This is a genomic window from Leclercia sp. Marseille-Q4284 (assembly GCF_916618945.1).
GTDB classification, from domain to species: domain Bacteria; phylum Pseudomonadota; class Gammaproteobacteria; order Enterobacterales; family Enterobacteriaceae; genus Enterobacter; species Enterobacter tamurae.
Window position 1 is genome coordinate 2554135 of record NZ_CAKAKG010000001.1, and the last position, 23781, is coordinate 2577915.

At 59.6% G+C, this 23781-nt stretch carries 17 protein-coding genes; 9 read left to right on the top strand and 8 right to left on the bottom strand.

The window, feature by feature from the left end:
• Position 1: 1 nt before the first annotated feature.
• Genes gsiC through iaaA form a run of 4 tightly spaced genes read right to left on the bottom strand, consistent with a single transcriptional unit; the run spans position 2 to position 5364 of the window.
• Positions 2-922: a glutathione ABC transporter permease GsiC gene (gsiC, locus tag LG383_RS12090; protein ID WP_106992479.1), complete on the bottom strand. Its 921-nt coding sequence runs from the start codon at positions 920-922 to the stop codon at positions 2-4.
• Between the two features lie 47 nt (positions 923-969).
• On the bottom strand, positions 970-2508 hold the full coding sequence (gene gsiB / locus LG383_RS12095) for a glutathione ABC transporter substrate-binding protein GsiB (RefSeq protein ID WP_225759231.1): 1539 nt from the start codon (positions 2506-2508) through the stop codon (positions 970-972).
• A 35-nt stretch (positions 2509-2543) separates the two neighbouring features.
• On the bottom strand, positions 2544-4415 hold the full coding sequence (gene gsiA, locus LG383_RS12100; protein WP_225759232.1) for a glutathione ABC transporter ATP-binding protein GsiA: 1872 nt from the start codon (positions 4413-4415) through the stop codon (positions 2544-2546).
• Positions 4416-4425: 10 nt separating this feature from the next.
• The gene (gene iaaA, locus LG383_RS12105) at positions 4426-5364 is read right to left on the bottom strand and encodes a beta-aspartyl-peptidase (RefSeq protein ID WP_225759233.1); all 939 of its coding nucleotides are present in this window, start codon (positions 5362-5364) and stop codon (positions 4426-4428) included.
• 189 nt (positions 5365-5553) lie between these two features.
• Between iaaA and moeA the strand changes: the two genes are divergently transcribed.
• Both moeA and moeB read left to right on the top strand, forming a co-directional pair.
• Positions 5554-6786 (top strand): molybdopterin molybdotransferase MoeA, encoded by a 1233-nt coding sequence (gene moeA, locus LG383_RS12110; RefSeq protein ID WP_225759234.1) that lies wholly within the window; start codon positions 5554-5556, stop codon positions 6784-6786.
• Positions 6783-7556, top strand: coding sequence for a molybdopterin-synthase adenylyltransferase MoeB (gene moeB / locus LG383_RS12115; protein ID WP_225759529.1), 774 nt, complete (start codon positions 6783-6785; stop codon positions 7554-7556). Before moeA ends, moeB begins: the two co-directional genes overlap by 4 nt.
• A gap of 70 nt (positions 7557-7626) precedes the next feature.
• Here moeB and fsa read toward each other — a convergent pair whose 3' ends face one another.
• Positions 7627-8289: a fructose-6-phosphate aldolase gene (gene fsa, locus LG383_RS12120; RefSeq protein WP_225759235.1), complete on the bottom strand. Its 663-nt coding sequence runs from the start codon at positions 8287-8289 to the stop codon at positions 7627-7629.
• A gap of 126 nt (positions 8290-8415) precedes the next feature.
• On the opposite strand from fsa, the gene LG383_RS12125 reads away from it, so the two are divergent.
• From LG383_RS12125 to LG383_RS12140, 4 genes are all read left to right on the top strand, one after another.
• Complete coding sequence (locus tag LG383_RS12125; RefSeq protein ID WP_225759236.1) at positions 8416-9315, top strand: glycyl-radical enzyme activating protein; 900 nt, start codon at positions 8416-8418, stop codon at positions 9313-9315.
• A 4-nt stretch (positions 9316-9319) separates the two neighbouring features.
• Entirely contained in the window at positions 9320-11752 is a 2433-nt protein-coding gene (locus LG383_RS12130) for a formate C-acetyltransferase/glycerol dehydratase family glycyl radical enzyme (RefSeq protein WP_225759237.1), read from the top strand.
• Between the two features lie 242 nt (positions 11753-11994).
• Positions 11995-12810: a Cof-type HAD-IIB family hydrolase gene (locus LG383_RS12135; protein ID WP_225759238.1), complete on the top strand. Its 816-nt coding sequence runs from the start codon at positions 11995-11997 to the stop codon at positions 12808-12810.
• A gap of 150 nt (positions 12811-12960) precedes the next feature.
• Complete coding sequence (locus LG383_RS12140) at positions 12961-14223, top strand: DUF1479 domain-containing protein (RefSeq protein WP_225759239.1); 1263 nt, start codon at positions 12961-12963, stop codon at positions 14221-14223.
• Here LG383_RS12140 and LG383_RS12145 read toward each other — a convergent pair.
• Complete coding sequence (locus LG383_RS12145) at positions 14220-15293, bottom strand: LacI family DNA-binding transcriptional regulator (RefSeq protein WP_225759240.1); 1074 nt, start codon at positions 15291-15293, stop codon at positions 14220-14222. The two genes, LG383_RS12140 and LG383_RS12145, sit on opposite strands and share 4 nt — an antisense overlap.
• Positions 15294-15559: 266 nt before the next feature.
• Here LG383_RS12145 and LG383_RS12150 point away from each other — a divergent pair, with 266 nt between their 5' ends.
• The gene (locus tag LG383_RS12150) at positions 15560-16861 is read left to right on the top strand and encodes an MFS transporter (RefSeq protein WP_166181929.1); all 1302 of its coding nucleotides are present in this window, start codon (positions 15560-15562) and stop codon (positions 16859-16861) included.
• 17 nt (positions 16862-16878) lie between these two features.
• Complete coding sequence (locus tag LG383_RS12155; protein ID WP_225759241.1) at positions 16879-19242, top strand: glycoside hydrolase family 31 protein; 2364 nt, start codon at positions 16879-16881, stop codon at positions 19240-19242.
• A 102-nt stretch (positions 19243-19344) separates the two neighbouring features.
• Here LG383_RS12155 and LG383_RS12160 read toward each other — a convergent pair whose 3' ends face one another.
• Positions 19345-20940 (bottom strand): ABC-F family ATPase, encoded by a 1596-nt coding sequence (locus LG383_RS12160; RefSeq protein WP_225759242.1) that lies wholly within the window; start codon positions 20938-20940, stop codon positions 19345-19347.
• Positions 20941-21159: 219 nt separating this feature from the next.
• Between LG383_RS12160 and ldtB the strand changes: the two genes are divergently transcribed.
• The gene (gene ldtB / locus LG383_RS12165; protein ID WP_225759243.1) at positions 21160-22080 is read left to right on the top strand and encodes a L,D-transpeptidase; all 921 of its coding nucleotides are present in this window, start codon (positions 21160-21162) and stop codon (positions 22078-22080) included.
• Between the two features lie 645 nt (positions 22081-22725).
• Here ldtB and LG383_RS12170 read toward each other — a convergent pair.
• Positions 22726-23766 (bottom strand): aldo/keto reductase, encoded by a 1041-nt coding sequence (locus LG383_RS12170; RefSeq protein WP_225759244.1) that lies wholly within the window; start codon positions 23764-23766, stop codon positions 22726-22728.
• Between the last annotated feature and the right edge of the window lie 15 nt (positions 23767-23781).

The following is a 23781-nucleotide window of genomic DNA, read 5'->3' on the forward strand; positions in this document are numbered from 1 at the left end:
CTTACTTGTACCTGATAGCCGGATTAATGGCGGCATAGAGCACATCCACCACTAAGTTGATAAGAATAAACTCCAGCGAAAAGAGCAGCACTTCCGCCTGGATCACCGGGTAGTCGCGCATGTCGACGGAATCGACCAGCAAGCGCCCTAGCCCCGGCCAGTTGAAGACCTTTTCCACCACGATCGAGCCGCCGAGCAGGAAGCCGAACTGCAGCCCCATCATGGTCACCACCGGGATCATCGCATTGCGCAGGCCGTGCTTGAGGATCACCCACTTCTCGCTGACCCCCTTCGCCCGGGCGGTGCGCATGTAGTCTTCGTTCAGCACGTCGACGAACGAGGCGCGGGTGAAGCGCGCCATCACCGCCGCCACCGCTGCGCCAAGGGTCAGCGACGGCAGGATGTAGTGCCGCCAGCTGTCCGCCCCCACGGTGGGGAGCCAGCCCAGCTCGACGGAGAAGACCTGCATCAGCAGCATCCCCAGCGCAAAGGCCGGGAAGGAGATCCCGGTTACCGCCAGCGCCATCCCCAACCGGTCCGGCCAGCGGTTACGCCAGACGGCCGCCACAATCCCGGCCATCAGGCCAAACAGCACCGCCCAGGCCATGCTGGCCAGGGTCAGCCAGAAGGTGGGCATAAAGCGGCTGGCAATCTCCTCGGAGACCGGTCGGCGCGACACCATCGAGGTACCAAAATCGCCCTGCACGACGTTGGTGATGTAGTGCCAGAACTGCCGGTAGAGCGGCTGATCCAGCCCCAGCTGCTTGCGCACCAGTTCGATGACCGTGGCATCCGCTTCCGGGCCGGCAATCAGCCGCGCCGGATCCCCCGGCAGCATATGGACGAATAAAAAGACCAGCACCGCCACGATCAGCAGCGTTGGGATCAGGCCCAGCAGGCGTTTAATCACATAATTCAGCATGCACATTCCTCTCATCCCGCAGGCGCGTGCCTGCGGGAATGAGTGCTCTATTTCAGATCCGCGTCGTCAAAGCTAAAGCCGGTGTCCGGCATGATGTAAAACCCGGTCAGCGCTTTGTTGTGCGCCGAGACCAGCTTCTCAACCACCAGCGGCACCCACGGGGACTCCTTCCAGATGGTGTCCTGCGCGTCCTTGTACAGTTTCGCTTTCTCTTCCGGTTGCGTGGTTTTCAGGGCATCGGCCAGATCTTTATCCACCTGCGGATTGCTGTAGAACGCGGTGTTGAACAGGGTTGGCGGCTGGTTATTAGAGGCAAACAGCGGCGACAGTGCCCAGTCGGCTTCGCCGGTCGAGGCCGACCAGCCGGTGTAGAACATCCTCACCCCGCTCTCTTTTTGGCCCTTGCCTTCCACTTCGGCAGCACGCTGCCCGGCATCCATCGCCGTTACCTGCACCTTAATGCCCACCTGCGCCAGCTGCTGCTGGGTGAACTGCAGCACCTTCTGAGCGGTACTGTGATTGTGCGATGACCACAGCGTGGTGCTGAAACCGTTCGGGAAGCCGGCCTCTTTCAGCAGCGCGCGCGCCTTGGTCGGATTGTATTCCCACGGATGATACTGCTGAGAGTAAGCAATGGACGGAGGAACCACGCCCGTGGCCGGAGTGGCGTAACCGGCAAAGGCCACCTTCACCAGCGCCTCGCGGTTGATGGCGTAGTTAATCGCCTCGCGCACTTTCGGGTTATCGAACGGCTTTTGCGTCACGTTCATGCTGATGTAGCGCTGCATGATTGATGGGCTGGCCACCAGCTCCAGCTTGCTGTTTTTACTCAGCAGCGCTGCCTGCTCATACGGGATCGGGAAGGCAAACTGCGCTTCGCCGGTCTGGAGCATCGCCGCGCGGGTGTTGTTATCCACTACCGGACGCCAGGTGATGGTATCCAGCTTCGGCAGCCCCTGCTGCCAGTACCCGGCGAACTTCTTCACCTTCACAAAATCGGTCTGATTCCAGGTCACCAGCTCATACGGGCCGGTACCAACCGGATGGAAGCCGATCTCTTTGCCATATTTTTTCAGCGCTGCCGGGGAGATCATCGCTGTGGCCGGGTGGGCCAGAATGTTGATAAAGGCTGAGAACGGCTCTTTAAGGGTGATTTTTACCGTGGTGGGATCGACCGCCTCGGTGCTGGCGATATTTTTATACAGGTTATAACGCTTGAGGCTGTTTTCCGGGTTGCTGGCGCGGTCGAGGTTGGCCTTCACCGCGTCGGCGTTGAAGTCGGTGCCGTCCTGGAACTTGACGCCGCTGCGCAGCTTGATGGTGTAGACCAGCCCGTCATCCGAGACGGTATAGCTGTCGGCCAGCACGTTTTTCAGGTTCATCTCTTTATCAAGGCCAAACAGCCCCTGATAAAACGACTTCGCCACCGCCTGGGACAGGGTGTCATTGGCGTCATACGGATCGAGGGTCGTGAAGTTGGAGGCCACTGCCACCACCACATCTTTTGCTGCGAAGGCCGGCGTGGCGGCCAGGGCTGCCGTTACGCTCGCGGCTAACAGCCATTTGCGAGCAACAAATTTTGTCATTGTTGTGTTCTCCTGTTGTGCTGTGCTGTTGTTCGTTATAGATGTTTAAAAGCATTATCCTGACGCGGCGGCGCGACAAAGTGGCCGGGGGCAATTTCGCGCAATACCACCCGCTCGGTGGATTCTCCCCGCTTGCGAATGTTGCCCGGCAGCTCATCCTGCACCAGCACCCGGCGGACCTGACGATGGGCCGGATCGGCCACCGGCACCGCCGCCATTAACTTGCGGGTGTAAGGATGCTGCGGATTTTCAAACACTGCCCGCCGCGGGCCAATCTCAACGATCTGCCCGAGATACATCACCGCCACCCGGTGGCTGATGCGCTCCACCACCGCCATATCGTGGGAAATAAACAGAAACGCAATGCCCATCTCCCGCTGCAGGTCGAGCAGCAGATTGATGATCTGCGCCCGAATGGAGACATCCAGCGCCGAAACCGACTCGTCGGCGATCACCACCTTCGGGTTGAGGGCCAGCGCGCGGGCAATGCAGATCCGCTGCCGCTGACCGCCGGAAAATTCATGGGGATAACGCCAGGCGTGCTCCGGCTTGAGGCCGACGCGCTCCAGCAGCCACGCCACCCGCCGCTGGGCGGCGTCACCGTCCAGCAGGTTATGCACCCGCAGCGGCTCCATAATCGAATAGCCCACCGTCTGGCGGGGATCGAGGGAGGCATAGGGGTCCTGGAAAATAAACTGAATATCCCGCCGCAGGGGTTGCAGCTTCCCTGCAGGCAGAGTGTCGATGCGCTCACCGTTAAAGGTGATGGTGCCCTCCTGGGTCTCCACCAGCCGCAGCAGCGCCCGTCCGGTGGTCGACTTGCCGCTGCCGGACTCGCCCACCAGCGACAGCGTTTCGCCGGGCCAGAGATCAAAGCTGACGTTTTCCACCGCGTGCACTTCGCGCTTAACCCGGTTCAACAGGCCGCCGCGCAGCGGAAAACGGGTCACCAGGTCGCGCACCTGTAAAATGGGCTCGCCGGGCACCACGGTATCCTGCTCGGTTTCGGCCTCCTGATGGCCAGGATTAGTCAGCGAGATCAACGGAAAACGGCGCGGCAGGTCGCTACCGTTCATCGCCCCGAGCCGCGGCACCGCGGCCAGCAGCGCCCGGGTATAAGGGTGTTCAGGGGCATGGAAAATCTGTTCTACGGTGCCGGTTTCAACCGCCTCGCCCTGGTACATCACCAGCACCCGGTCGGCGATATCCGCCACCACGCCCATGTCGTGGGTGATAAAGATGACCCCCATCTCCATCTCCTCCTGCAATACCTTGATTAGCTGCAGGATCTGCGCCTGAATGGTGACGTCCAGCGCGGTGGTCGGTTCATCGGCAATCAGTACCGCCGGACGGCAGGAGAGCGCCATGGCGATCATCACCCGCTGGCGCATCCCGCCGGAGAGCTGATGCGGATAGCGTCCCAGAATGGCGTCCGCCTCCGGGATCCGCACCTGCTCCAGCATGCGTCTGGCTTCGGCCAGCGCCTTGTCCCCGCTCAGCCCCTGATGGAGACGGATCGACTCGGCGATCTGCTCCCCCACCGGAAACACCGGGTTAAGGGAGGTCATCGGCTCCTGAAAAATCATGGCGATATCGGCCCCGCGCACGCTGCGCATCTGCGACGGGTTGAGGTCGGTGAGATCGCTCACCTGACCGTTGCGGCGGCGCAGCAGCAGGCTGTCGCACGCCACCAGCCCGCCGGACTGTTCAATCAATCGCATTAACGAGAGGGCGGTGACCGACTTACCGGACCCGGACTCCCCGACAATCGCCAGCGTTTCGCCGCGTTGCAGTGAAAAAGAGAGCTTTTTGACCGCCGGAATCGGCTCCCGCTCGTCGGGAAAAGCGACGTTGAGGTTATGCACCGCCAGCACCTGATGGCGGTCGAGTTCATCGCTATGCGGCATCCCTTCCCCCTTATTCACGGTAGATGCCGGTGCTCGGCGTATCGCCGGCATAGCCCCAGGCGCGGTACATGCCTTCGCTGTTAAAGGGTAAGGCCACGTTACCCTCGCGATCGACGGCAATCAGGCCGCCGCTGCCTTCCAGCGCCGGGAGTTTTTCCATCACCACCCGCTCGCAGGCTTCGGCGAGGCTTAAGCCGCCGTAGTCCATCAGCGCGGCGATGTCATAGGCCGCGAGGGTGCGAATAAACACTTCGCCGGTGCCGGTACAGGAGACCGCCACGCTGGCGTTATTGGCATAGCAGCCCGCACCGGGCAACGGGCTATCGCCCACCCGACCGGGCAGTTTATTGGTCATCCCGCCGGTAGAAGTCGCGGCGGCCAGGTTACCGGCCTTGTCCAGCGCCACCGCGCCAACGGTGCCCGTTTTCGTCGATTCATCCAGCGGGGCGGCGTGATCGAGCCGGGTCTCTCCTGCGCTGCGCGCCGCCAGCAGCTGCTGATAGCGTTCCGGGGTGGAGAAAATATCGGGCGACACCGCCTCCATGCCGTGTTCGAAGGCAAATTTTTCTGCCCCCTCGCCCACCAGCAGGACGTGCGGGCTCTGCTCCATCACCAGTCGGGCGGCCAGCACCGGGTTACGCAGATGGCTGACCCCGGCCACGGCGCCCGCTTTCAGGGTAATGCCGTCCATCACGCAGGCATCCAGCTCGTGGGTTTCATCGCGGGTAAACACCGCGCCAATCCCGGCGTTAAACAGCGGGCACTCCTCCAGCAGGCGTACCGCTTCGGTGACCACATCCAGCGCGCTCTCCCCCGCCTCCAGCATTCGCTGGCCGGTTTCGACTATCGAAGAGAGCGCCTCAATGTAGCGCCTTTCCTGTTCCTGACTGAGCTGCGCGCGGGTGATTGCCCCTGCGCCGCCGTGGATCGCGATGAATGCATTCCCCATCTACTTCACCTTTGCGCGCTGAATTGCCGCTTTTTCTATAAATATCATTATCGTTGCCGGAACTTCAGATGATTTTTGAATATAGAAAGACGCAACTGTGATGTAAAGGGTAAGCCCATGGTGTCATACAGTTAAGGGCACTTTTCTGCCATAATGGCCGCCTTCGTTATTCTCTTCCTGGAGTGACCCATGGATTTTACCGCCGGACTGATGCCGCTTGAGACGGCACTCACGCAGATGCTCGATCGACTTTCACCGCTGTCAGACCAGGAGACGCTGCCGCTGCTGCGCTGTTTTGGCCGCGTGACCGCTGCCGACATCGTTTCGCCCATCAACGTACCGGGTTTTGATAACTCGGCGATGGACGGCTACGCCGTGCGGCTGGCGGATCTGGCGGCGGGTGCCGCGCTGCCGGTGGCGGGCAAAGCCTTTGCCGGTCAACCCTTCCAGGGTGAATGGCCAGCCGGGAGCTGCATCCGCATCATGACCGGCGCCCCGGTGCCAACGGACTGCGACGCGGTGGTGATGCAGGAAGAGACCGAGCAGACCGACGATGGCGTGCGGTTTACCGCCAGCGTGAAGCCGGGGCAGAACATCCGTCGTCTCGGGGAAGACATTATCCAGGGCGCCACCGTGTTCCCGGCGGGCACCCGACTGACCGCGGCGGAGCTGCCGGTACTGGCCTCGCTGGGTATTGCGGACATTGCCGTGGTGCGCCGGGTGCGGGTGGCGCTGTTCTCCACCGGCGACGAGCTTCAGCTCCCGGGCCAGCCGCTGGCCGAGGGGCAGATCTACGACACCAACCGGCTGGCAGTGCATCTGATGCTGGAGCAGCTGGGCTGCGAGGTGATTAATCTCGGGATTATCCCGGACGATCCGCACAAACTGCGCGAGGCGTTTATCGAAGCGGATCGCGTGGCCGACGTGGTGCTTAGCTCCGGCGGCGTGTCGGTGGGCGAAGCGGATTACACCAAAACCATTCTCGATGAGCTGGGCGAGATCGGCTTCTGGAAGCTGGCCATCAAGCCGGGCAAACCTTTTGCCTTCGGCAAGCTGCCGGACAGCTGGTTCTGCGGCCTGCCGGGCAACCCGGTCTCCGCGGCGCTGACGTTTTATCAGCTGGTGCAGCCGCTGCTGGCGAAGCTCTCCGGCAACCGGGCCCACAGCCTCCCTGCCCGCCAGCGCGTGCGTGCTGCCACCCGTCTGAAAAAATCACCGGGTCGTCTCGACTTCCAGCGCGGCATTCTGGCGCGTAACGCCGACGGCGAGCTGGAGGTGAGCACCACCGGCCATCAGGGTTCGCATATTTTCAGCTCCTTCAGCCAGGGCAACTGCTTTATCGTGCTTGAGCGCGAGCGCGGCAACGTGGAAGCGGGTGAATGGGTTGAGGTTGAGCCGTTTAACGCGCTGTTTGGAGGCTGAGCATGGAACTGAGCGACCAGGAGATGCTGCGCTACAATCGCCAGATTGTGCTGCGCGGCTTTGATTTCGACGGGCAGGAAGCGCTGAAAGCCGCGAACGTGCTGGTGGTCGGCCTCGGCGGGCTGGGCTGCGCCGCGGCGCAGTATCTGGCCGCTGCCGGTGTGGGGCGCATGACGCTGCTCGATTTCGACACCGTGTCGCTCTCCAACCTGCAACGCCAGACCCTGCACAGCGATGCGACCATCGGCGAGCCGAAAGTGGTGTCGGCCCATGCGGCGCTGACGCGCATCAACCCCAACGTGCAGTTCACGCTGCTGAATGCCCTGCTGGATGACGCCTCGCTGTCGGCGCAGATTGCCCATCACGATCTTGTCCTCGACTGCACCGACAACGTCACTATTCGTAATCAGCTCAACGCCGGGTGTTTCGCCCATAAAACGCCGCTGGTCTCCGGGGCGGCGATCCGCATGGAAGGCCAGGTGAGCGTCTTTACCTATGCCGAGGGCGAGCCCTGCTACCGCTGCCTGAGCCGTCTGTTTGGCGAAAATGCCCTGACCTGCGTGGAGGCCGGGGTGATGGCCCCGCTGGTGGGGGTGATTGGTTCGATGCAGGCGATGGAAGCCATTAAGGTGCTGACCCGTTACGGCACACCCGCAGCAGGGAAAATCGTGATGTACGACGCGATGACCTGCCAGTTTCGCGAGATGAAATTGATGCGTAATCCGGGGTGCGAGGTGTGCGGAGGAGGTAAAAGCAAAACGGCAACATAGTTGCCGTTTTTAGTGTTTGCTCCCTCTCCCTGTGGGAGAGGGCCGGGGTGAGGGCATCAAGCCGCACCCACTAGATCGACGTCCGTCCAAAGGCGTTCTGCCAGTCCTGCTCGAACTTCGCAATCGCCGCATCCACCGCCGGAGAGGTAATCAGCTGCTGAGCCACATCCAGCGGCAGGGTGATGGATTCACAGCCCGCCAGCAGGCAATCCAGCGCCTGACGCGGGGTTTTGAAGCTCGCCGCCAGCACTTTTGACTGCGGCATGTGCAGGGTCAGCAGTTGCTGGAGCTCGGCCACCGTCTGGATCCCGTCCCCGCCCTGCGCATCCACGCGGTTCACGTACGGGGCGACATACTCCGCCCCCGCCAGCGCCGCCATCATCCCCTGCGCTGCGCTATACACCGCCGTACCAAGGGTTGGTACCCCCTGTGCTTTCAGCATCTTGATTGCCGCCAGCCCTTCCGCCGTCACCGGCACCTTCACCACCAGATCGGCGACGATACCGCGCAGCTTCAGCGCGTCTTCCACCATCTCGTCTGCGGTGGTGGCCATCACCTGGGCAAACAGACGGCCCTGACCGCCCATCGCTTCCTGCAGCTGAGGCAGTAGCACCTCGAGCGGCGTTTTGCCTGCGGCAACAATGCTTGGGTTAGTGGTGACGCCAGCCAGCGGAAACACGCGGGCCAGTTTTTTAACAGCAACGACGTCGGATGTGTCGAGATACAGTTCCATGATCGGGTCCTCAAAAATGACTATGCCCTAACCCTACACGGCAAAACCTGCTTCGGAGTTGATTTGCGTCAAGATAACTTTCATTCGAAAGTAATTTAATCTTCATACGCAATAAGAGGCGATATTATGATCTTCAACATTCAGCGTTACTCGACACACGACGGCCCCGGTATTCGTACCGTGGTCTTTATGAAGGGCTGCTCGCTGGGCTGCCGCTGGTGTCAGAACCCGGAGAGCCGGGAGCGGTCGCGGGACCTGTTGTTTGACGCCCGCCTGTGCCTAGAGGGGTGCAACCTCTGCCAGCAGGTGGCGCCCGAGGTCATTGACCGGACGCTGAATGGTCTGGTGATCCACCGCGAAAAACTCGACGATACCCATCTGGATGCCCTCACAAACTGCTGCCCAACCCAGGCCCTCACCGTCTGCGGCGAAGAGCACCAGATGGAGGAGATTATGGCCACCGTCCTGCGCGATAAGCCATTTTACGATCGCAGCGGCGGCGGGATCACCCTTTCTGGCGGCGAACCCTTTATGAACCCTGATCTGGCGCGCCAGCTGTTCCAGGCCAGCCATGAACAGGGCATTCATACCGCGGTAGAAACCTGCCTGCATGTGCCCTGGCACTATATCGAACCGTCGTTACCGTACATCGATCTGTTTCTCGCCGACCTGAAACACGTCGACGGGGCGGTGTTTAAACAGTGGACCGACGGCTCCGCCAAACGGGTGCTGGATAACCTTAAGCGCCTGGCCGCCGCCGGGAAATCACTCACCATTCGCGTGCCGCTGATCCAGGGCTTTAACGCCGATGAGGCCTCCATTACCGCCATTACCAATTTTGCCGCCGACGAACTGAACGTCCACGACATCCATTTTCTGCCGTACCACACGCTGGGCATGAACAAATACACCCTGCTCGGCCAACCCTACTCTGCCCCAGATAAACCGCTCGATAACCCTGCTTTACTGGACTTTGCCCGGCAGTATGCCGCCCGGAAAGGGTTAACCGCGACCTTACGAGGATAATGTTATGACACAGCTGAATCTTACTACCCTGAGCGATCGCATTAAGGCGCACAAAACGGCCCTGGTCCACATTGTGAAGCCGCCGGTCTGTACCGAGCGTGCGCAGCACTACACCGAAATGTACCAGCAGCATATGGATAAGCCGATCCCGGTCCGTCGCGCGCTGGCTCTGGCGCATCACCTGGCGCAGCGCACTATCTGGATCAAACATGACGAGCTGATTATCGGCAACCAGGCGAGCGAAGTGCGCGCCGCGCCGATCTTCCCGGAATATACCGTCTCGTGGATTGAGAAAGAGATCGACGATCTCGCCGACCGTCCGGGTGCTGGCTTTGCGGTGAGTGAAGAGAACAAGCGCGTTCTGCATGAACTCTGCCCGTGGTGGCGCGGCCAGACGGTACAGGATCGCTGCTACGGCATGTTCACCGACGAACAAAAAGGGCTGCTGGAAACCGGCATCATCAAAGCCGAAGGCAATATGACCTCCGGCGATGCGCACCTGGCGGTGAACTTCCCGCTGGTGCTGGAGAAAGGCCTCGATGGCATGCGCCACAAAGTGGACGAGCGTCGCTCCCGGATTAACCTCACCTGCCTGGAAGATCTGCACGGCGACCAGTTCCTGAAAGCGATTGATATCGTGCTGGAAGCGGTGAGCCTGCATATCGAACGCTTTGCCGACCTGGCGCGTGAGATGGCCGCCAGTGAAACCCGCGAAAGCCGCCGCGATGAGCTGCTGGCGATGGCGGAAAACTGTGACGTGATCGCGCACGAGCCGCCGAAAACCTTCTGGCAGGCGCTGCAGCTGTGCTACTTCATCCAGCTGATCCTGCAGATTGAGTCCAACGGCCACTCGGTCTCCTTTGCCCGTATGGACCAGTATCTCTACCCGTACTACCGTCGCGACGTGGAGCTGAACCAGTCTCTGGATCGCGAGCATGCCATCGAGCTGCTGCACAGCTGCTGGCTGAAGCTGCTGGAAGTGAACAAGATCCGCTCCGGCTCGCACTCCAAAGCCTCTGCCGGGAGCCCGCTCTACCAGAACGTCACCATCGGCGGCCAGAAACTGGTCAACGGTGAGCCGATGGACGCGGTGAACCCGCTCTCCTACGCGATTCTGGAATCCTGCGGCCGTCTGCGCTCCACCCAGCCGAACCTGAGCGTGCGCTACCACGCGGGCATGAGCAACGACTTCCTCGACGCCTGCGTGCAGGTGATCCGCTGCGGCTTCGGGATGCCGGCGTTCAATAACGATGAAATCGTGATCCCGGAATTCATCAAGCTCGGCATCGAAAAAGCCGATGCCTACGACTACGCCGCCATCGGCTGTATCGAAACCGCGGTCGGCGGCAAGTGGGGCTACCGCTGCACCGGGATGAGCTTTATCAACTTCGCCCGCGTGATGCTGGCAGCAATGGAAGGCGGTCGCGACGCCACCAGCGGCAAGGTGTTCCTGCCCCAGGTCAAAGCGCTCTCTGAAGGCAACTTTAACAACTTCGATGAAGTGATGGCCGCCTGGGATCGCCAGATTAAATACTACACCCGCAAATCCATCGAGATTGAGTACGTGGTGGACACCATGCTGGAAGAGAACGTCCACGACATTCTCTGCTCGGCGCTGGTGGATGACTGCATTGAGCGCGCGAAGAGCATCAAGCAGGGCGGCGCGAAGTACGACTGGGTCTCCGGTCTGCAGGTGGGGATCGCCAACCTCGGCAACAGCCTGGCGGCGGTGAAGAAGCTGGTCTTCGACCAGGGGGCTATCGGTCAGCAGCAGCTGGCGGCGGCGCTGGCGGATGACTTCGAGGGGCTGACCCATGAGCAGCTGCGTCAGCGTCTGATCAACGGCGCACCGAAGTATGGTAACGACGATGACAGCGTGGATCTGCTGCTGGCGCGTGCCTATCAGACCTACATCGAAGAGCTGAAGCAGTACCATAACCCGCGCTATGGTCGCGGCCCGATTGGCGGTAATTACTACGCCGGGACCTCCTCCATCTCCGCCAACGTGCCGTTTGGTGCGGCCACCATGGCGACCCCGGACGGGCGTAAAGCGCACACCCCGCTGGCAGAAGGCGCAAGCCCATCCTCCGGTACTGACCACCTGGGGCCGACGGCGGTAATTGGCTCGGTCGGGAAGCTGCCGACTGAAGCGATCCTCGGCGGCGTGCTGCTGAACCAGAAGCTTAACCCGGCGACGCTGGATAACGACAGCGACCGCCAGAAGCTGATGGTGCTGCTGCGCACCTTCTTCGAGGTGCACAAAGGCTGGCATATCCAGTACAACATCGTCTCCCGCGAAACGCTGCTGGAAGCGAAGAAACACCCGGACCAGTATCGTGACCTGGTGGTGCGTGTGGCGGGTTACTCGGCGTTCTTCACCGCCCTGTCACCGGACGCGCAGGACGATATTATCGCGCGTACAGAGCATACGCTGTAGTTTGATCCCCTCTCCCTTGAGGGAGAGGGTTAGGGTGAGGGGGAATAGCGCACGCTGATGCCCTCACCCCGGCCCTCTCCCACGGGGAGAGGGTGCAAACACTAAAAACGGCAACTCTTGTTGCCGTTTTGCGTTTACCTCGGCCACCCGGCTTTTCACTTTCATTCGAAATTAAATTTGTGGTTTTGGTCACATTGTTATTAGAATGTTGCTGGTCGCAGTAACATCCAGGAGCGCAATGTATGACCGTTAAAGTTATCGTCACCGATATGGACGGAACTTTTCTTGATGACGCCAAGCAGTACGATCGTGACCGCTTTCAGGCGCAGTTCCAGCAACTTCAGGCCCGGAATATTGAGTTCGTTGTCGCCAGCGGCAACCAGTATTACCAGCTCATCTCCTTCTTCCCGGAGCTGAAATCGCAGATCTCCTTTGTGGCGGAAAACGGCGCACTGGTGTTCGATCACGGCGAGCAGATTTTCCACGGCGAGCTGACGAAGCATGAATCGCAGATTGTGATTGGCGAACTGCTGAAAGATACCTCCCTGAACTTCGTCGCCTGCGGTCTGGAAAGCGCCTACGTCAGCGAACAGGCACCGGATGCGTTCGTTGCGCTGATGTCAAAACACTATCATCGCCTGCAGCGCGTCAGCGACTATCGTGACATTGACGACGTGCTGTTTAAGTTCTCACTGAACCTGCCCGACAGCGATATCCCGAACCTGATTGATGCCCTGCACGTCTCCCTTGACGGGATCATGAAGCCGGTGACCAGCGGGTTTGGTTTTGTCGATCTGATTATCCCCGGCCTGCACAAAGCCAACGGCCTCAGCCGCCTGCTGAAGCGCTGGCATATCTCTCCGCAGGAGTGTGTGGCGATTGGCGACAGCGGTAACGACGCCGAAATGCTGAAGTTTGCCCACTACTCTTTCGCCATGGGCAACGCTGGCGAGAACATTAAAGCCATCACCCGCTATCAGGCCGATGACAATAACCACCAGGGCGCGCTGAACGTGATTCAGGCCGTCCTCGATAACACCCCGCCTTTCAGCCACTGATCCCCTCGCCGGAGCCTGCTCCGGCGAACTCCCTTCTTTTTTCTCAGCCTGTGCACTTCATCAAGTTATTTAATTTGCTTTAACTTATTTTTAACCTAAAGTATCACTTGTAATCACTTTTACTTTCGAATGAAAGATAGCGAGGCTGTTATGTCCTTAACCTTTACCAGTGAAACCTTGCCTGCTGACCATAAAGCGGCGATCCGCCAGATGAAGCGTGAACTGCGGGCGCAGATCGGTGACGTGCAGGCGGTGTTCAATCGTCTGAGCGATAAGATTGCCAGCCGGGTGGCAGAAATTAATGCCCTGAAAAGCAAAGGCGATCCTGTCTGGCCGGTGATCCCCTTTGCCGACGTGCAGAGCGGCAACATCAGCCCGGAACAGCGCGACGCGGTTAAGCGTCGCGGCTGTGCAGTGATCAAAGGTCATTTCCCGCGTGAGCAGGCGCTAGCGTGGGATAACGCGATGCTCGACTATCTGGATCTCAACCGGTTTGATGAGGTCTATAAAGGCCCGGGTGACAACTTCTTCGGCTCCCTCACCGCGTCGCGCCCGGAGATCTACCCGATCTACTGGTCACACGCCCAGATGGAAGCCCGCCAGAGCGAACGGATGGCGCAGGTGCAGTCGTTCCTGAACCGGTTGTGGACCTTCGAGAGCAACGGCAAACAGTGGTTCAACCCGGACGTGAGCGTGATCTACCCGGACCGCATTCGTCGCCGTCCGCCGGGAACCACCTCGAAAGGTCTCGGGGCGCATACCGACTCCGGCGCGCTGGAGCGCTGGCTGCTTCCGGCCTATCAGCAGGTCTTCGCCCGGGTGTTCGATGGCAATATCGACCAGTACGATCCGTGGAATGCCGCGCACCGTACCGAAGTGGAAGAGTACACCGTAGATAACACCACCAAATGCTCGGTGTTCCGCACCTTCCAGGGCTGGACCGCGCTCTCCGACATGATCCCGGATCAGGGTCTACTGCACGTGGTGCCGATCCCGGAAGCGATGGCCTATATCCTGCTGCGTCCGCTGCTGGACGATGTGCCGGAAGATGAACTCTGCGGCGTGGCGCCAGGGCGCGTGCTGCCGATCTCTGAGAAGTGGCATCCGCTGTTGATTGAAGCCCTGACCAGCATTCCGGCGCTGGAAGCGGGTGATTCCGTGTGGTGGCACTGCGATGTGATCCACTCGGTGGCCCCGGTAGAGAACCAGCAGGGCTGGGGCAACGTGATGTATATTCCGGCGGCACCGATGTGCGAGAAAAACCTCGCCTACGCGAAGAAGGTGAAAGCGGCGCTGGAAACCGGAGCCTCGCCGGGTGATTTCCCGCGCGAGGATTATGAGGCTGACTGGCAGTCACGCTTCACCACGGAAGATTTGAACATCCACGGCAAGCGCGCGCTGGGTATGGCTTAAGCGTCGTACAGCCCGTCCCGCTCCACGGCGGTGCGTCTTTTCCCCGGACGTATCCGCCGTACTGATTCCCGCACCGCCAGCATCCCGTTCAGCAGCAAGGTTCCGGCCGGTGCATCCGGGCGAATCAGCCGTTGCTGGAGCATATGCACCGCTTCGGTTCCCAGCTCATCGCGCGGAACATGCACCGCCGTTAAAGGCACATCCTGAATCGCCGCCAGATTAAACCCGTCAATGCTCATCACCGAAACATCCTGCGGCACGCGCAGGCCGTGCTTCTGCAGTGCGCTGATGGTGCCTGCCGCCATAAAATCGCCCCCCACCAGAAACGCCGTTGGCAGCGCGTTATCCGGTATCTTGCTGAGCCAGGCGCTGACCTGCTCCTCAGTTTCTCTGGCGCTAAAGCTCGGCACCACCAGCAGATCGCGCTTGTCGTTGAATTTGATGTTGTGCCCCTGCCAGGCATCGCGTATCCCCGCCAGCCGTAGCTCCATGGTGTACCGCCGCAGGCAGAGCACGTTCAGCACGTCCCGGTGCCCCATCTCGAACAGGTATTCCGCTGCCAGCTCGCCAATCGCACGGTGATCGGGGGAGACGGCGGGCAGGCGCTGGCGGCGGTCGCGGCAGTTGATCAGCATGCAGGGTTTACCCACATCCACGGCGAGATCGTGAATGTGCGGATCGTCAATCCCCAGCAGAATGGCGGCCTGGGTCTCCGCTTCGTTCATCTTCGTCAGAAACAGCTGGGCATCGCTGTCGAACTCCTCCAGCGCGCAGTAGCGCAGCCTCACCTCATGCAGGCCGAGGGCTTTACTCATGCTCTGGATCACCCGGTAATAAAAGATGTCGGAGCGCTCGTCAAAGGCGCGCTGGGGCGCAAATACCACCAGACTGTTAAGCAGCAGCCGTCCGGCAGCCATGCCCTCCATCACCCCCAGCTCCCGGGCGCAGGCCAGCACTTTGCTGCGTGCGGCCGGGCTGGTGTTGGCCTTTCCGGCCAGCACTCTGGACACCGTGCTGACCGAAAGCTGCGTGCGGGCAGCAATTTCGGCGATTTTTAGCCTTTTCTCCATTTTGTGATCTTGCCCCGATTGTTAAATGAATAAATTTTCACAGCGTCAAAAGTGGGTAATAACTGGCTTCATTAGCATCATGGCAAACTATTAATAACATTTATGAGAAAAATTGCACAAAATCCGCTACTGCGGCTTCTTTTTCTGTCTTAAGTTCAATTTGTCACACCACTCCCATACTAGTTGTATAGCAACACCAACAAAAAACGATAAAGCGGTGTGACACCTAACCTCCGTACCCCTACAGTCCGTCTGGAGACAGAACAATGAGTCAGGACATCAATCACACCGTCGCGGTCGGCAAAACCCGCCGCGTTATCAAAAACCTGCGCTGGTATGTGCTGGTTCTGTTTTTACTGGGCGTCACCGTCAACTACATCACCCGTAACTCGTTAGGTATTCTTGCCCCGGAATTGAAAGAGAGTCTGGGCATCACCACGGAACAGTACTCGTGGATTGTCGGTGCCTTCCAGCTCGCCTATACCCTCTTCCAGCCGCTGTGTGGCTGGTTAATCGACGTCATTGGCCTGAAGATTGGTTTTATGGTCTGCGCCGGGATCTGGGCGCTGATGTGTATTTTCCACGCGGGAGCCGGGAGCTGGCTGCATCTGGCGATCCTGCGCTTCTTTATGGGCGCGTCCGAAGCGGCCGCGACCCCGGCAAACGCCAAAACCATTGGCGAATGGTTCCCGAAATCAGAGCGTCCGGTAGCCGCCGGTTGGGCAGGTGTGGGCTTCTCCATCGGCGCGATGCTGGCCCCGCCTATCATCTACTTCGCCCACGCCTCCTTCGGCTGGCAGGGCGCGTTTATGTTTACCGGCGTGCTGGCGCTGCTGTGGGTGATCCTGTGGTGGGCGTTCTACCACAACCCGGAGCAGCACCCGAACCTGAGCAAGGACGAACTGGCGTTTATCAAGCAGGATAACGAGCCACCGGCGGTGAAACTGCCCTTCCTGACCGCGCTGAAAACGGTATCGAAGAACAAACGTTTCTACGGGATTGCCATTCCGGCGTTTATGGCGGAACCGGCCTGGGCGGTACTGAGCTTCTGGGTGCCGCTCTATCTGGCGAAAGAGCACGGCATGGACCTGAAGCAGATCGCGATGTTTGCCTGGCTACCGTTCCTCGCCGCAGACCTCGGCAGCGTGGCGAGCGGTTACCTCACACGTCTCTATACCCGCTGGTTTGGCTGCTCCCGCGTCAACTCGGTGGTGGCCAGCTCGGTTACTGGCGCCTTCCTGATGATCTCCTTAGGCATTGTCGCCCTCACCCGCGACCCGTACATCACCATTGCGCTGATCTCCATCGGCGGCTTTGGACATCAGATCATCTCCTGCATGCTCAGCGCCCTGGTGGTGGAGTCCTTCGACAAGGGCCAGATGGCCACCGTCAACGGCATGCGCGGCTCGGCGGCGTGGATCGCCAGCTTCCTCTTCTCGCTGTTGATTGGTGTCACCGCCGACAAAATCGGCTTCAACCCGCTCTTTATTGCCATGGGGTTCTTCGACCTGATTGGCGCTGTTTTCCTGGTGGCATTTATTGCTGAACGTCGCGCTAAGCGCGCCTGATAGTGGATGTATTGCATATGAAAACCCTGAAAAACTGGACCGTAAATAAACAGTCAGCGAACCATCTGGAACTGCTGGTCGATAGCCAGCACCGCCTGTGCCTGTATGTGCTGGAAGAGAACCTGTTCCGGGTGCTGATTAAGCGCCAGGGGGCACTGACCCTGGATCGGACCTGGAGCATCGCCCCGGAGCGGGATGTGCCCTGGGAAGGCCGCCGTCGGGACGATCTCAGCGGCTTTAGCTGCCCGACCTGGACGCTGACGCAGCAGGACGATGTGCTGACCGTGGCCACCGAACAGCTGCGCGTCACCGTGCATCAGCCGCTGTGGCTGGAGTGGCACTACCGCGACGAGGCAGGTGAGTGGCAGCCGCTGGTGAGCGATCGCCCGACCAGCGCCTATCTGCTGAACGCCCACGGCGACGGGGTGGCGCACTACCTGAGCCGTCGTCAGGACGAACGATTCTACGGTCTGGGCGAGAAAGCGGGCGATCTACAGCGCAACGGCAAACGCTATGAGATGCGTAACCTGGATGCGATGGGCTATAACGCGGCCAGCACCGATCCGCTGTACAAGCATATTCCGTTCACCCTCACCCGCCGGGATGATGTGAGCTACGGCCTGTTTTACGACAACCTCAGCAGCTGCTGGCTGGATCTGGGTAACGAAATCGACAACTACCACACCGCCTACCGTCGCTGGCAGGCGGAAGCGGGTGATATCGATTACTACATTTTCACCGGCAAACGGGCGCTGGACGTCACCAAAGCCTTTGTCCGTCTGACCGGCAAAACCCTGTTCGGGCCGAAATGGAGCCTGGGTTATAGCGGCTCGACCATGCATTACACCGACGCGCCGGACGCCCAGAACCAGCTGATGAACTTTATCCGCCTGTGCGAAGAGCACGCCATTCCGTGCGACTCGTTCCAGCTCTCGTCGGGCTACACCTCGATCAACGGCAAGCGCTACGTCTTTAACTGGAACTACGACAAAGTGCCGCAGCCGAAGGTGATGAGCCAGGCGTTCCACGACGCGGGCCTGAAGCTGGCAGCCAACATCAAGCCGTGCCTGCTGCAGGATCATCCGCGCTATAACGAGGTGGCGGAGCGCGGCCTGTTCATTCGCGATTCAGAAACCGACGCACCGGAACGCTCCAGCTTCTGGGATGACGAAGGTTCACACCTCGACTTTACCAACCCGCAGACGGTGCAGTGGTGGCAGGAAGGGGTGACCACCCAGCTGCTGGAGATGGGGATCGACTCCACCTGGAACGACAACAACGAGTTTGAGGTGTGGGATGGGGAAGCGCGCTGCCACGGCTTTGGCAATGAAATCGCCATCAAACATATTCGTCCGGTGATGCCGCTGCTGATGATGCGGGCTTCGCTGGAAGCGCAGCAGCGCTTTGCGCCGGAAAAACGTCCGTATCTGATCTCCCGTTCCGGCTGCGCCGGGATGCAGCGCTACGTCCAGACCTGGAGCGGGGATAACCGCACCAACTGGGCGACCCTGCGCTACAACACCCGCATGGGGCTGGGGATGAGCCTCTCCGGGCTCTATAACGTCGGCCACGACGTCGGCGGCTTCTCCGGCGATAAACCGGACGCCGAGCTGTTTGTCCGCTGGGTGCAGAACGGGGTGATGCATCCGCGCTTTACCATTCACTCGTGGAATGATGATGCCACCGTTAACGAGCCGTGGATGTATCCGGGGGTGACGCCGGCCATTCGCGGTGCCATTGAGCTGCGCTACCGTTTGCTGCCCTATCTCTACACCCTGCTCTGGCAGGCCCATGCCGATGACGAGCCGATGCTGCGTCCAACCTTCCTCGACCATGAGCACGATGCGCAGACCTTCGAAGAGTGCGATGACTTCCTGCTGGGCCGCGACCTGCTGGTGGCCAGCGTCGTCGAAGCCGGGCAGCGCGAGCGCCGTGTCTGGCTGCCGGATAACGAAACCGGCTGGTACGATTTTTACACTCAGGAGTGGTTCTCCGGCGGGCAGTGGATCGTCCGTGATGCTCCGCTGGAAAAACTGCCCCTGCTGGTGCGTGCCGGTGCCGGTCTTCCCCTTAGCGAACGCATCACGCATGTGTCAGCCGAAAAAGACGATACCCGCGAGCTGAAGCTGTTCCCGGTGAAAGGCGTGGGTGCGACCTCGGGTCTGCTGTTTGAAGATGACGGCGAGAGCTGGGGTTATCAGACCGGCAATGCGCTGTGGGTAGAGTGGGAGATGGTGTGCGACGGGGCAACCATCAACCTGAAGATCAACGGGCGTGGGGATTATCGTCCGGCGTGGAAGGCGCTGAAGGTGTCGTTACCGGCCGGGGAAAAACGCAGGCTGCGGGTGAACGGTGTTGAAGAGAGTGAGTGGGTGGTGTAATTGCCCCTCACCCCGGCCCTCTCCCCATAGGGGCGAGGGTGAAAACCGCACCGGGCAATCCCCTCTCCCCTGTGGGGAGAGGGTTAGGGAGAGGGGTTTATTTTAACCGTCGATACCTTTGCTGCGCAGGTAATCTTCATAGTTACCGCTGAAGTCCACCACGCGCTGCGGCGTAATTTCAATCACGCGGGTCGCCAGCGAGCTGACAAACTCACGGTCGTGAGAGACGAAGATCAGGGTGCCCTGATACATCTCCAGCGCCATGTTCAGCGATTCGATCGATTCCATGTCCAGGTGGTTGGTTGGTTCATCCATCACCAGAATGTTCGGTTTCTGCATCATCAGCTTGCCGAAGAGCATACGGCCCTTCTCACCACCGGAAAGCACCTTCGCCGGCTTTTTGATGTCGTCCTGGCTGAACAGCAGACGGCCAAGGAAGCTGCGCACCACCTGCTCGTCATCGCCTTCAGACTTCCACTGGCTCATCCAGTCGAAGACGGTCAGATCGTTGTCGAAATCTTCGGCGTGATCCTGGGCGTAGTAACCAATCTGCGCGTTCTCGGACCATTTCACGGTACCGTTATCCGGAGCCAGTTCACCCACCAGGGTCTTCAGCATGGTGGTTTTACCCACGCCGTTAGCACCCAGAATGGCGATCTTCTCGCCCACTTCCAGCAGCAGGTTGAAGTTTTTGAACAGCGGACCGTTGTCGAAACCTTTTGTCAGCTCTTCGACGGCTAAGGCGTTACGGAACAGTTTCTTATCCTGCTCGAAGCGGATGAACGGGTTCTGACGGCTGGAGGCTTTAACTTCATCCAGCTTAATTTTGTCGATCTGGCGGGCACGCGAGGTGGCCTGACGCGATTTAGAGGCGTTGGCGCTGAAGCGGCTGACGAAGGATTGCAGGTCAGCAATCTGCGCCTTTTTCTTGGCGTTATCGGCCAGCAGACGCTCACGCGCCTGGGTCGCGGCAGTCATGTACTCGTCGTAGTTACCGGCGTACACGCGCAGTTCACCGTAGTCCAGATCCGCCATGTGGGTGCAGACCATGTTCAGGAAGTGACGGTCGTGCGAGATGATGATCATGGTGCTGTTACGCTCGTTCAGCGTCTGCTCCAGCCAGCGAATGGTATCGATGTCCAGGTTGTTCGTGGGTTCGTCGAGCAGCAGGATGTCCGGGTTAGAGAACAGCGCCTGCGCCAGCAGAACACGCAGCTTCCAGCCTGGCGCGACTTCGCTCATCAGACCGTAATGCTGTTCAACCGGAATGCCCACGCCCAGCAGCAGCTCACCGGCACGGGACTCCGCAGAGTAGCCATCCATTTCGCCGTACAGCACTTCGAGGTCGGCCACTTTATAGCCATCTTCTTCGCTCATTTCGGCAAGGGCATAGATGCGGTCGCGCTCCTGCTTCACTTCCCACAGCTCACCGTGGCCCATGATCACCGTGTCAAGAACGGTGAACGTTTCAAAGGCGAACTGATCCTGACGCAGCTTACCGATGCGCTCGTTCGGATCGAGAGAAACGTTGCCCAGCGTCGGCTCTAAATCGCCGCCAAGGATCTTCATGAAGGTGGATTTTCCGCTACCGTTGGCACCAATGAGGCCGTAACGGTTGCCGCCGCCAAATTTGACGGAAATGTTTTCGAACAGCGGCTTACTGCCAAACTGCATAGTGACGTTGCTGGTAACTAACACGGGAGATTCCTGCGAGAAGTGTGATAAACCCGGCATTATGCCACAATTCCGAAATGAGATCCCGTGTAACAACATAACGCTAAACTTTAACGAAACGGAAAAAAGTGTGATTTAGTACACATCCGAATTCCATGCGGTCAGGAATGCACATATAATGCGCTCCCTAAACCGTTCAGACTTTTAAACAACCTGCCAAGTGGCACAGATACCTCGCACACCATGAATATGAAATTAACTTCGCTTTTCGCGGCGGCGTTTGCCGTAGTAGGGTTTTGCAAGACCGCTTCTGCTGTCACCTATCCACTGCCAACCGACGGTAGCCGTCTGGTGGGTCAGAACCAGGTTGTGACCGTTGAAGAGGGTAACAGCCAGCCACTGGAATATTTCGCAGCTGAATATCAGCTGGGTCTGTCCAACATGATGGAAGCCAACCCAGGCGTCGATCCGTACCTGCCGAAGGGCGGTACCGTGCTGAATATTCCTCAGCAGCTGATCCTGCCGGATACCGTGCATGAAGGCATCGTCATCAACAGCGCCGAAATGCGTCTGTATTACTACCCGAAAGGCACCAACACGGTGATCGTGCTGCCAATCGGTATCGGCCAGTTGGGGAAAGATACCCCGATGAACTGGACCACCAAAGTTGAGCGTAAGAAAGCGGGCCCAACCTGGACGCCGACCGCGAAAATGCACGCCGAGTACATTGCCGCGGGCGAGCCGCTGCCAGCCGTTGTTCCTGCTGGCCCGGATAACCCGATGGGTCTGTACGCCCTGTACATTGGTCGTCTGTATGCGATCCACGGCACCAACGCCAACTTCGGTATCGGCCTGCGCGTGAGCCACGGCTGTGTGCGTCTGCGTAACGACGATATCAAATTCCTGTTCGAGAACGTGCCGGTAGGCACCCGCGTGCAGTTCATCAACGAGCCGGTAAAAGCAACTACCGAGCCGGATGGCAGCCGTTACCTCGAAGTGCATAACCCGCTGTCCACCAGCGAAGAGCAGATCAACAACAACGTCACCGTGCCGGTCACCCTGACCAGCAACGTGCAGGCCATCACCGGCCAGCAGGACGTGGATGCGACCATCGTTGAGCAAGCGATCAACAACCGTTCCGGGATGCCGGTTCGTCTGAACTGATCGACCGATCGTAAGAGAACAATTCTGTCATAGCAGTGGAATTGTTCCGTTCACTACAGCATCTCTGCATTATGCATACCCAGCTGCGGTGAACGTGTTAAGGGGGCTACCGCCGCCCCCTTAACAATCCCGGCTCCCGGCAAAGAAAATCGCCGCTTCGCGGTTCCCTCAGCTTATTCCTTTCGGCTTTCGGGTCGGGCGTGATCCTACATCCATGTAGGTCACGCCCTCTCGGCGCATCCATGCGCCTCGCCCCGGCCTACAGGAAACGCTTCGGCGATTTTCAGCCGGACTGTCGTCCCCTCTACCTTCACCATCTTCTGAAAGAATTTTTAAACAAGTCATTTCATTGTCTGAATATGGCACGGGTGTTAAGTCCCGCTGAAATCGGCGAACCGGAGACCGGATGACAAGGGCTGGACGCCATGGATGGCGGCCAGAGGCGAAGCGAGACAGGACGTCGAGTTGAGCCGACCGCAGGCAGCAGGTCGGGAGGTGAGCGCAGTGCGAAGCACCGATTTCGTTGCGGGGCCGCGGGGATTGAAAAGGGGGCCGCGGTGGCCCCCTTTTCCCGTTCACAGGTGCAGGGATTTCATAGTCTACCGGTCATAAGGTGAACGGAAGTTTCCTCTGAACAGCAAAAAATTACCTCTGCGCCAGCTGGTTACGGCGATATTCCCCCTGCCGTTCCAGCATCCAGCCTGGATATTCTGGCGGTAGCGCGCTGACGGCATCCAGCTGTTTCAGCTCGTCGTCGCTGAGGCGAATCGCCGTCGCGGCGATATTGTCGTCCAGCTGATCCACCCGTTTCGCCCCCACAATCACACTGCTGACCACCGGCTGATGGAGCAGCCAGGCGAGGGCAATTTGCGCGACCGATACCCCTTTGCTGTCGGCAATGTGGCGCATCACGTCCACGCAATCAAACGCCCGCGCTTTATCCACCGGCGGGAAGTCAAATTCCTGACGGCGGCCACCGCCCTGCACCTGGCCGTCGCGGTCGTATTTGCCGCTCAGCAGCCCGCCTGCCAGCGGGCTCCAGACCATTAACCCCACCTTCTCGCTTTGCAACATCGGCACCAGCTCGCGCTCAAGATCGCGGCCTGCGATGGTGTAGTAAGCCTGCAGGGAGGCAAAACGCGCCAGCCCCAGCCGCTCGGAGATCCCCAGCGCTTTCATAATCTGCCAGGCCGCCCAGTTGGAGACGCCGACGTAGCGCACATGTCCGTGCTGAACGAGGTTATCCAGGGCATAGAGCGTCTCTTCAATTGGGGTGGCCGGGTCAAAACCATGCAGCTGGTAGAGATCGATATAGTCCAGCTGCATACGCTGCAGGCTCTCTTTCACGCTGCTGATGATGTGATGACGCGAATTGCCGCGGGAGTTAACCCCGGCGGTGCCCGTCTCGCCAAAGACTTTGGTTGCTACCACCACGTTTTCACGCGGGATCTTCAGGTTTTTTAGCGCCTGGCCGGTGATGGATTCCGAGCGCCCTTCTGAATAGACGTTGGCGGTATCGATAAAATTGATCCCCGCGTCCAGCGCACGACCCACCAGCTGCTCGGCCTCCTGCTGCTGGAGCTGGCCTATCTTGCCCCACATCCCGCCTTCGCCGCCGAAGGTCATGGTCCCGAGGCAGAGCTCAGAAACAAACAGGCCGGTATTACCCAGTTTTTGATATCGCATGTGACGCTCCTCGTG

What these genes read in the sequence shown, in the direction of transcription:
- gsiC (WP_106992479.1), bottom strand. Translation starts at nt 922, where the DNA reads ATGCTGAATTATGTGATTAAACGCCTGCTGGGCCTGATCCCAACGCTG.
- gsiB (WP_225759231.1), bottom strand. Translation starts at nt 2,508, where the DNA reads ATGACAAAATTTGTTGCTCGCAAATGGCTGTTAGCCGCGAGCGTAACG.
- gsiA (WP_225759232.1), bottom strand. Translation starts at nt 4,415, where the DNA reads ATGCCGCATAGCGATGAACTCGACCGCCATCAGGTGCTGGCGGTGCAT.
- iaaA (WP_225759233.1), bottom strand. Translation starts at nt 5,364, where the DNA reads ATGGGGAATGCATTCATCGCGATCCACGGCGGCGCAGGGGCAATCACC.
- moeA (WP_225759234.1), top strand. Translation starts at nt 5,554, where the DNA reads ATGGATTTTACCGCCGGACTGATGCCGCTTGAGACGGCACTCACGCAG.
- fsa (WP_225759235.1), bottom strand. Translation starts at nt 8,289, where the DNA reads ATGGAACTGTATCTCGACACATCCGACGTCGTTGCTGTTAAAAAACTG.
- LG383_RS12125 (WP_225759236.1), top strand. Translation starts at nt 8,416, where the DNA reads ATGATCTTCAACATTCAGCGTTACTCGACACACGACGGCCCCGGTATT.
- LG383_RS12130 (WP_225759237.1), top strand. Translation starts at nt 9,320, where the DNA reads ATGACACAGCTGAATCTTACTACCCTGAGCGATCGCATTAAGGCGCAC.
- LG383_RS12135 (WP_225759238.1), top strand. Translation starts at nt 11,995, where the DNA reads ATGACCGTTAAAGTTATCGTCACCGATATGGACGGAACTTTTCTTGAT.
- LG383_RS12140 (WP_225759239.1), top strand. Translation starts at nt 12,961, where the DNA reads ATGTCCTTAACCTTTACCAGTGAAACCTTGCCTGCTGACCATAAAGCG.
- LG383_RS12145 (WP_225759240.1), bottom strand. Translation starts at nt 15,293, where the DNA reads ATGGAGAAAAGGCTAAAAATCGCCGAAATTGCTGCCCGCACGCAGCTT.
- LG383_RS12150 (WP_166181929.1), top strand. Translation starts at nt 15,560, where the DNA reads ATGAGTCAGGACATCAATCACACCGTCGCGGTCGGCAAAACCCGCCGC.
- LG383_RS12155 (WP_225759241.1), top strand. Translation starts at nt 16,879, where the DNA reads ATGAAAACCCTGAAAAACTGGACCGTAAATAAACAGTCAGCGAACCAT.
- ldtB (WP_225759243.1), top strand. Translation starts at nt 21,160, where the DNA reads ATGAATATGAAATTAACTTCGCTTTTCGCGGCGGCGTTTGCCGTAGTA.
- LG383_RS12170 (WP_225759244.1), bottom strand. Translation starts at nt 23,766, where the DNA reads ATGCGATATCAAAAACTGGGTAATACCGGCCTGTTTGTTTCTGAGCTC.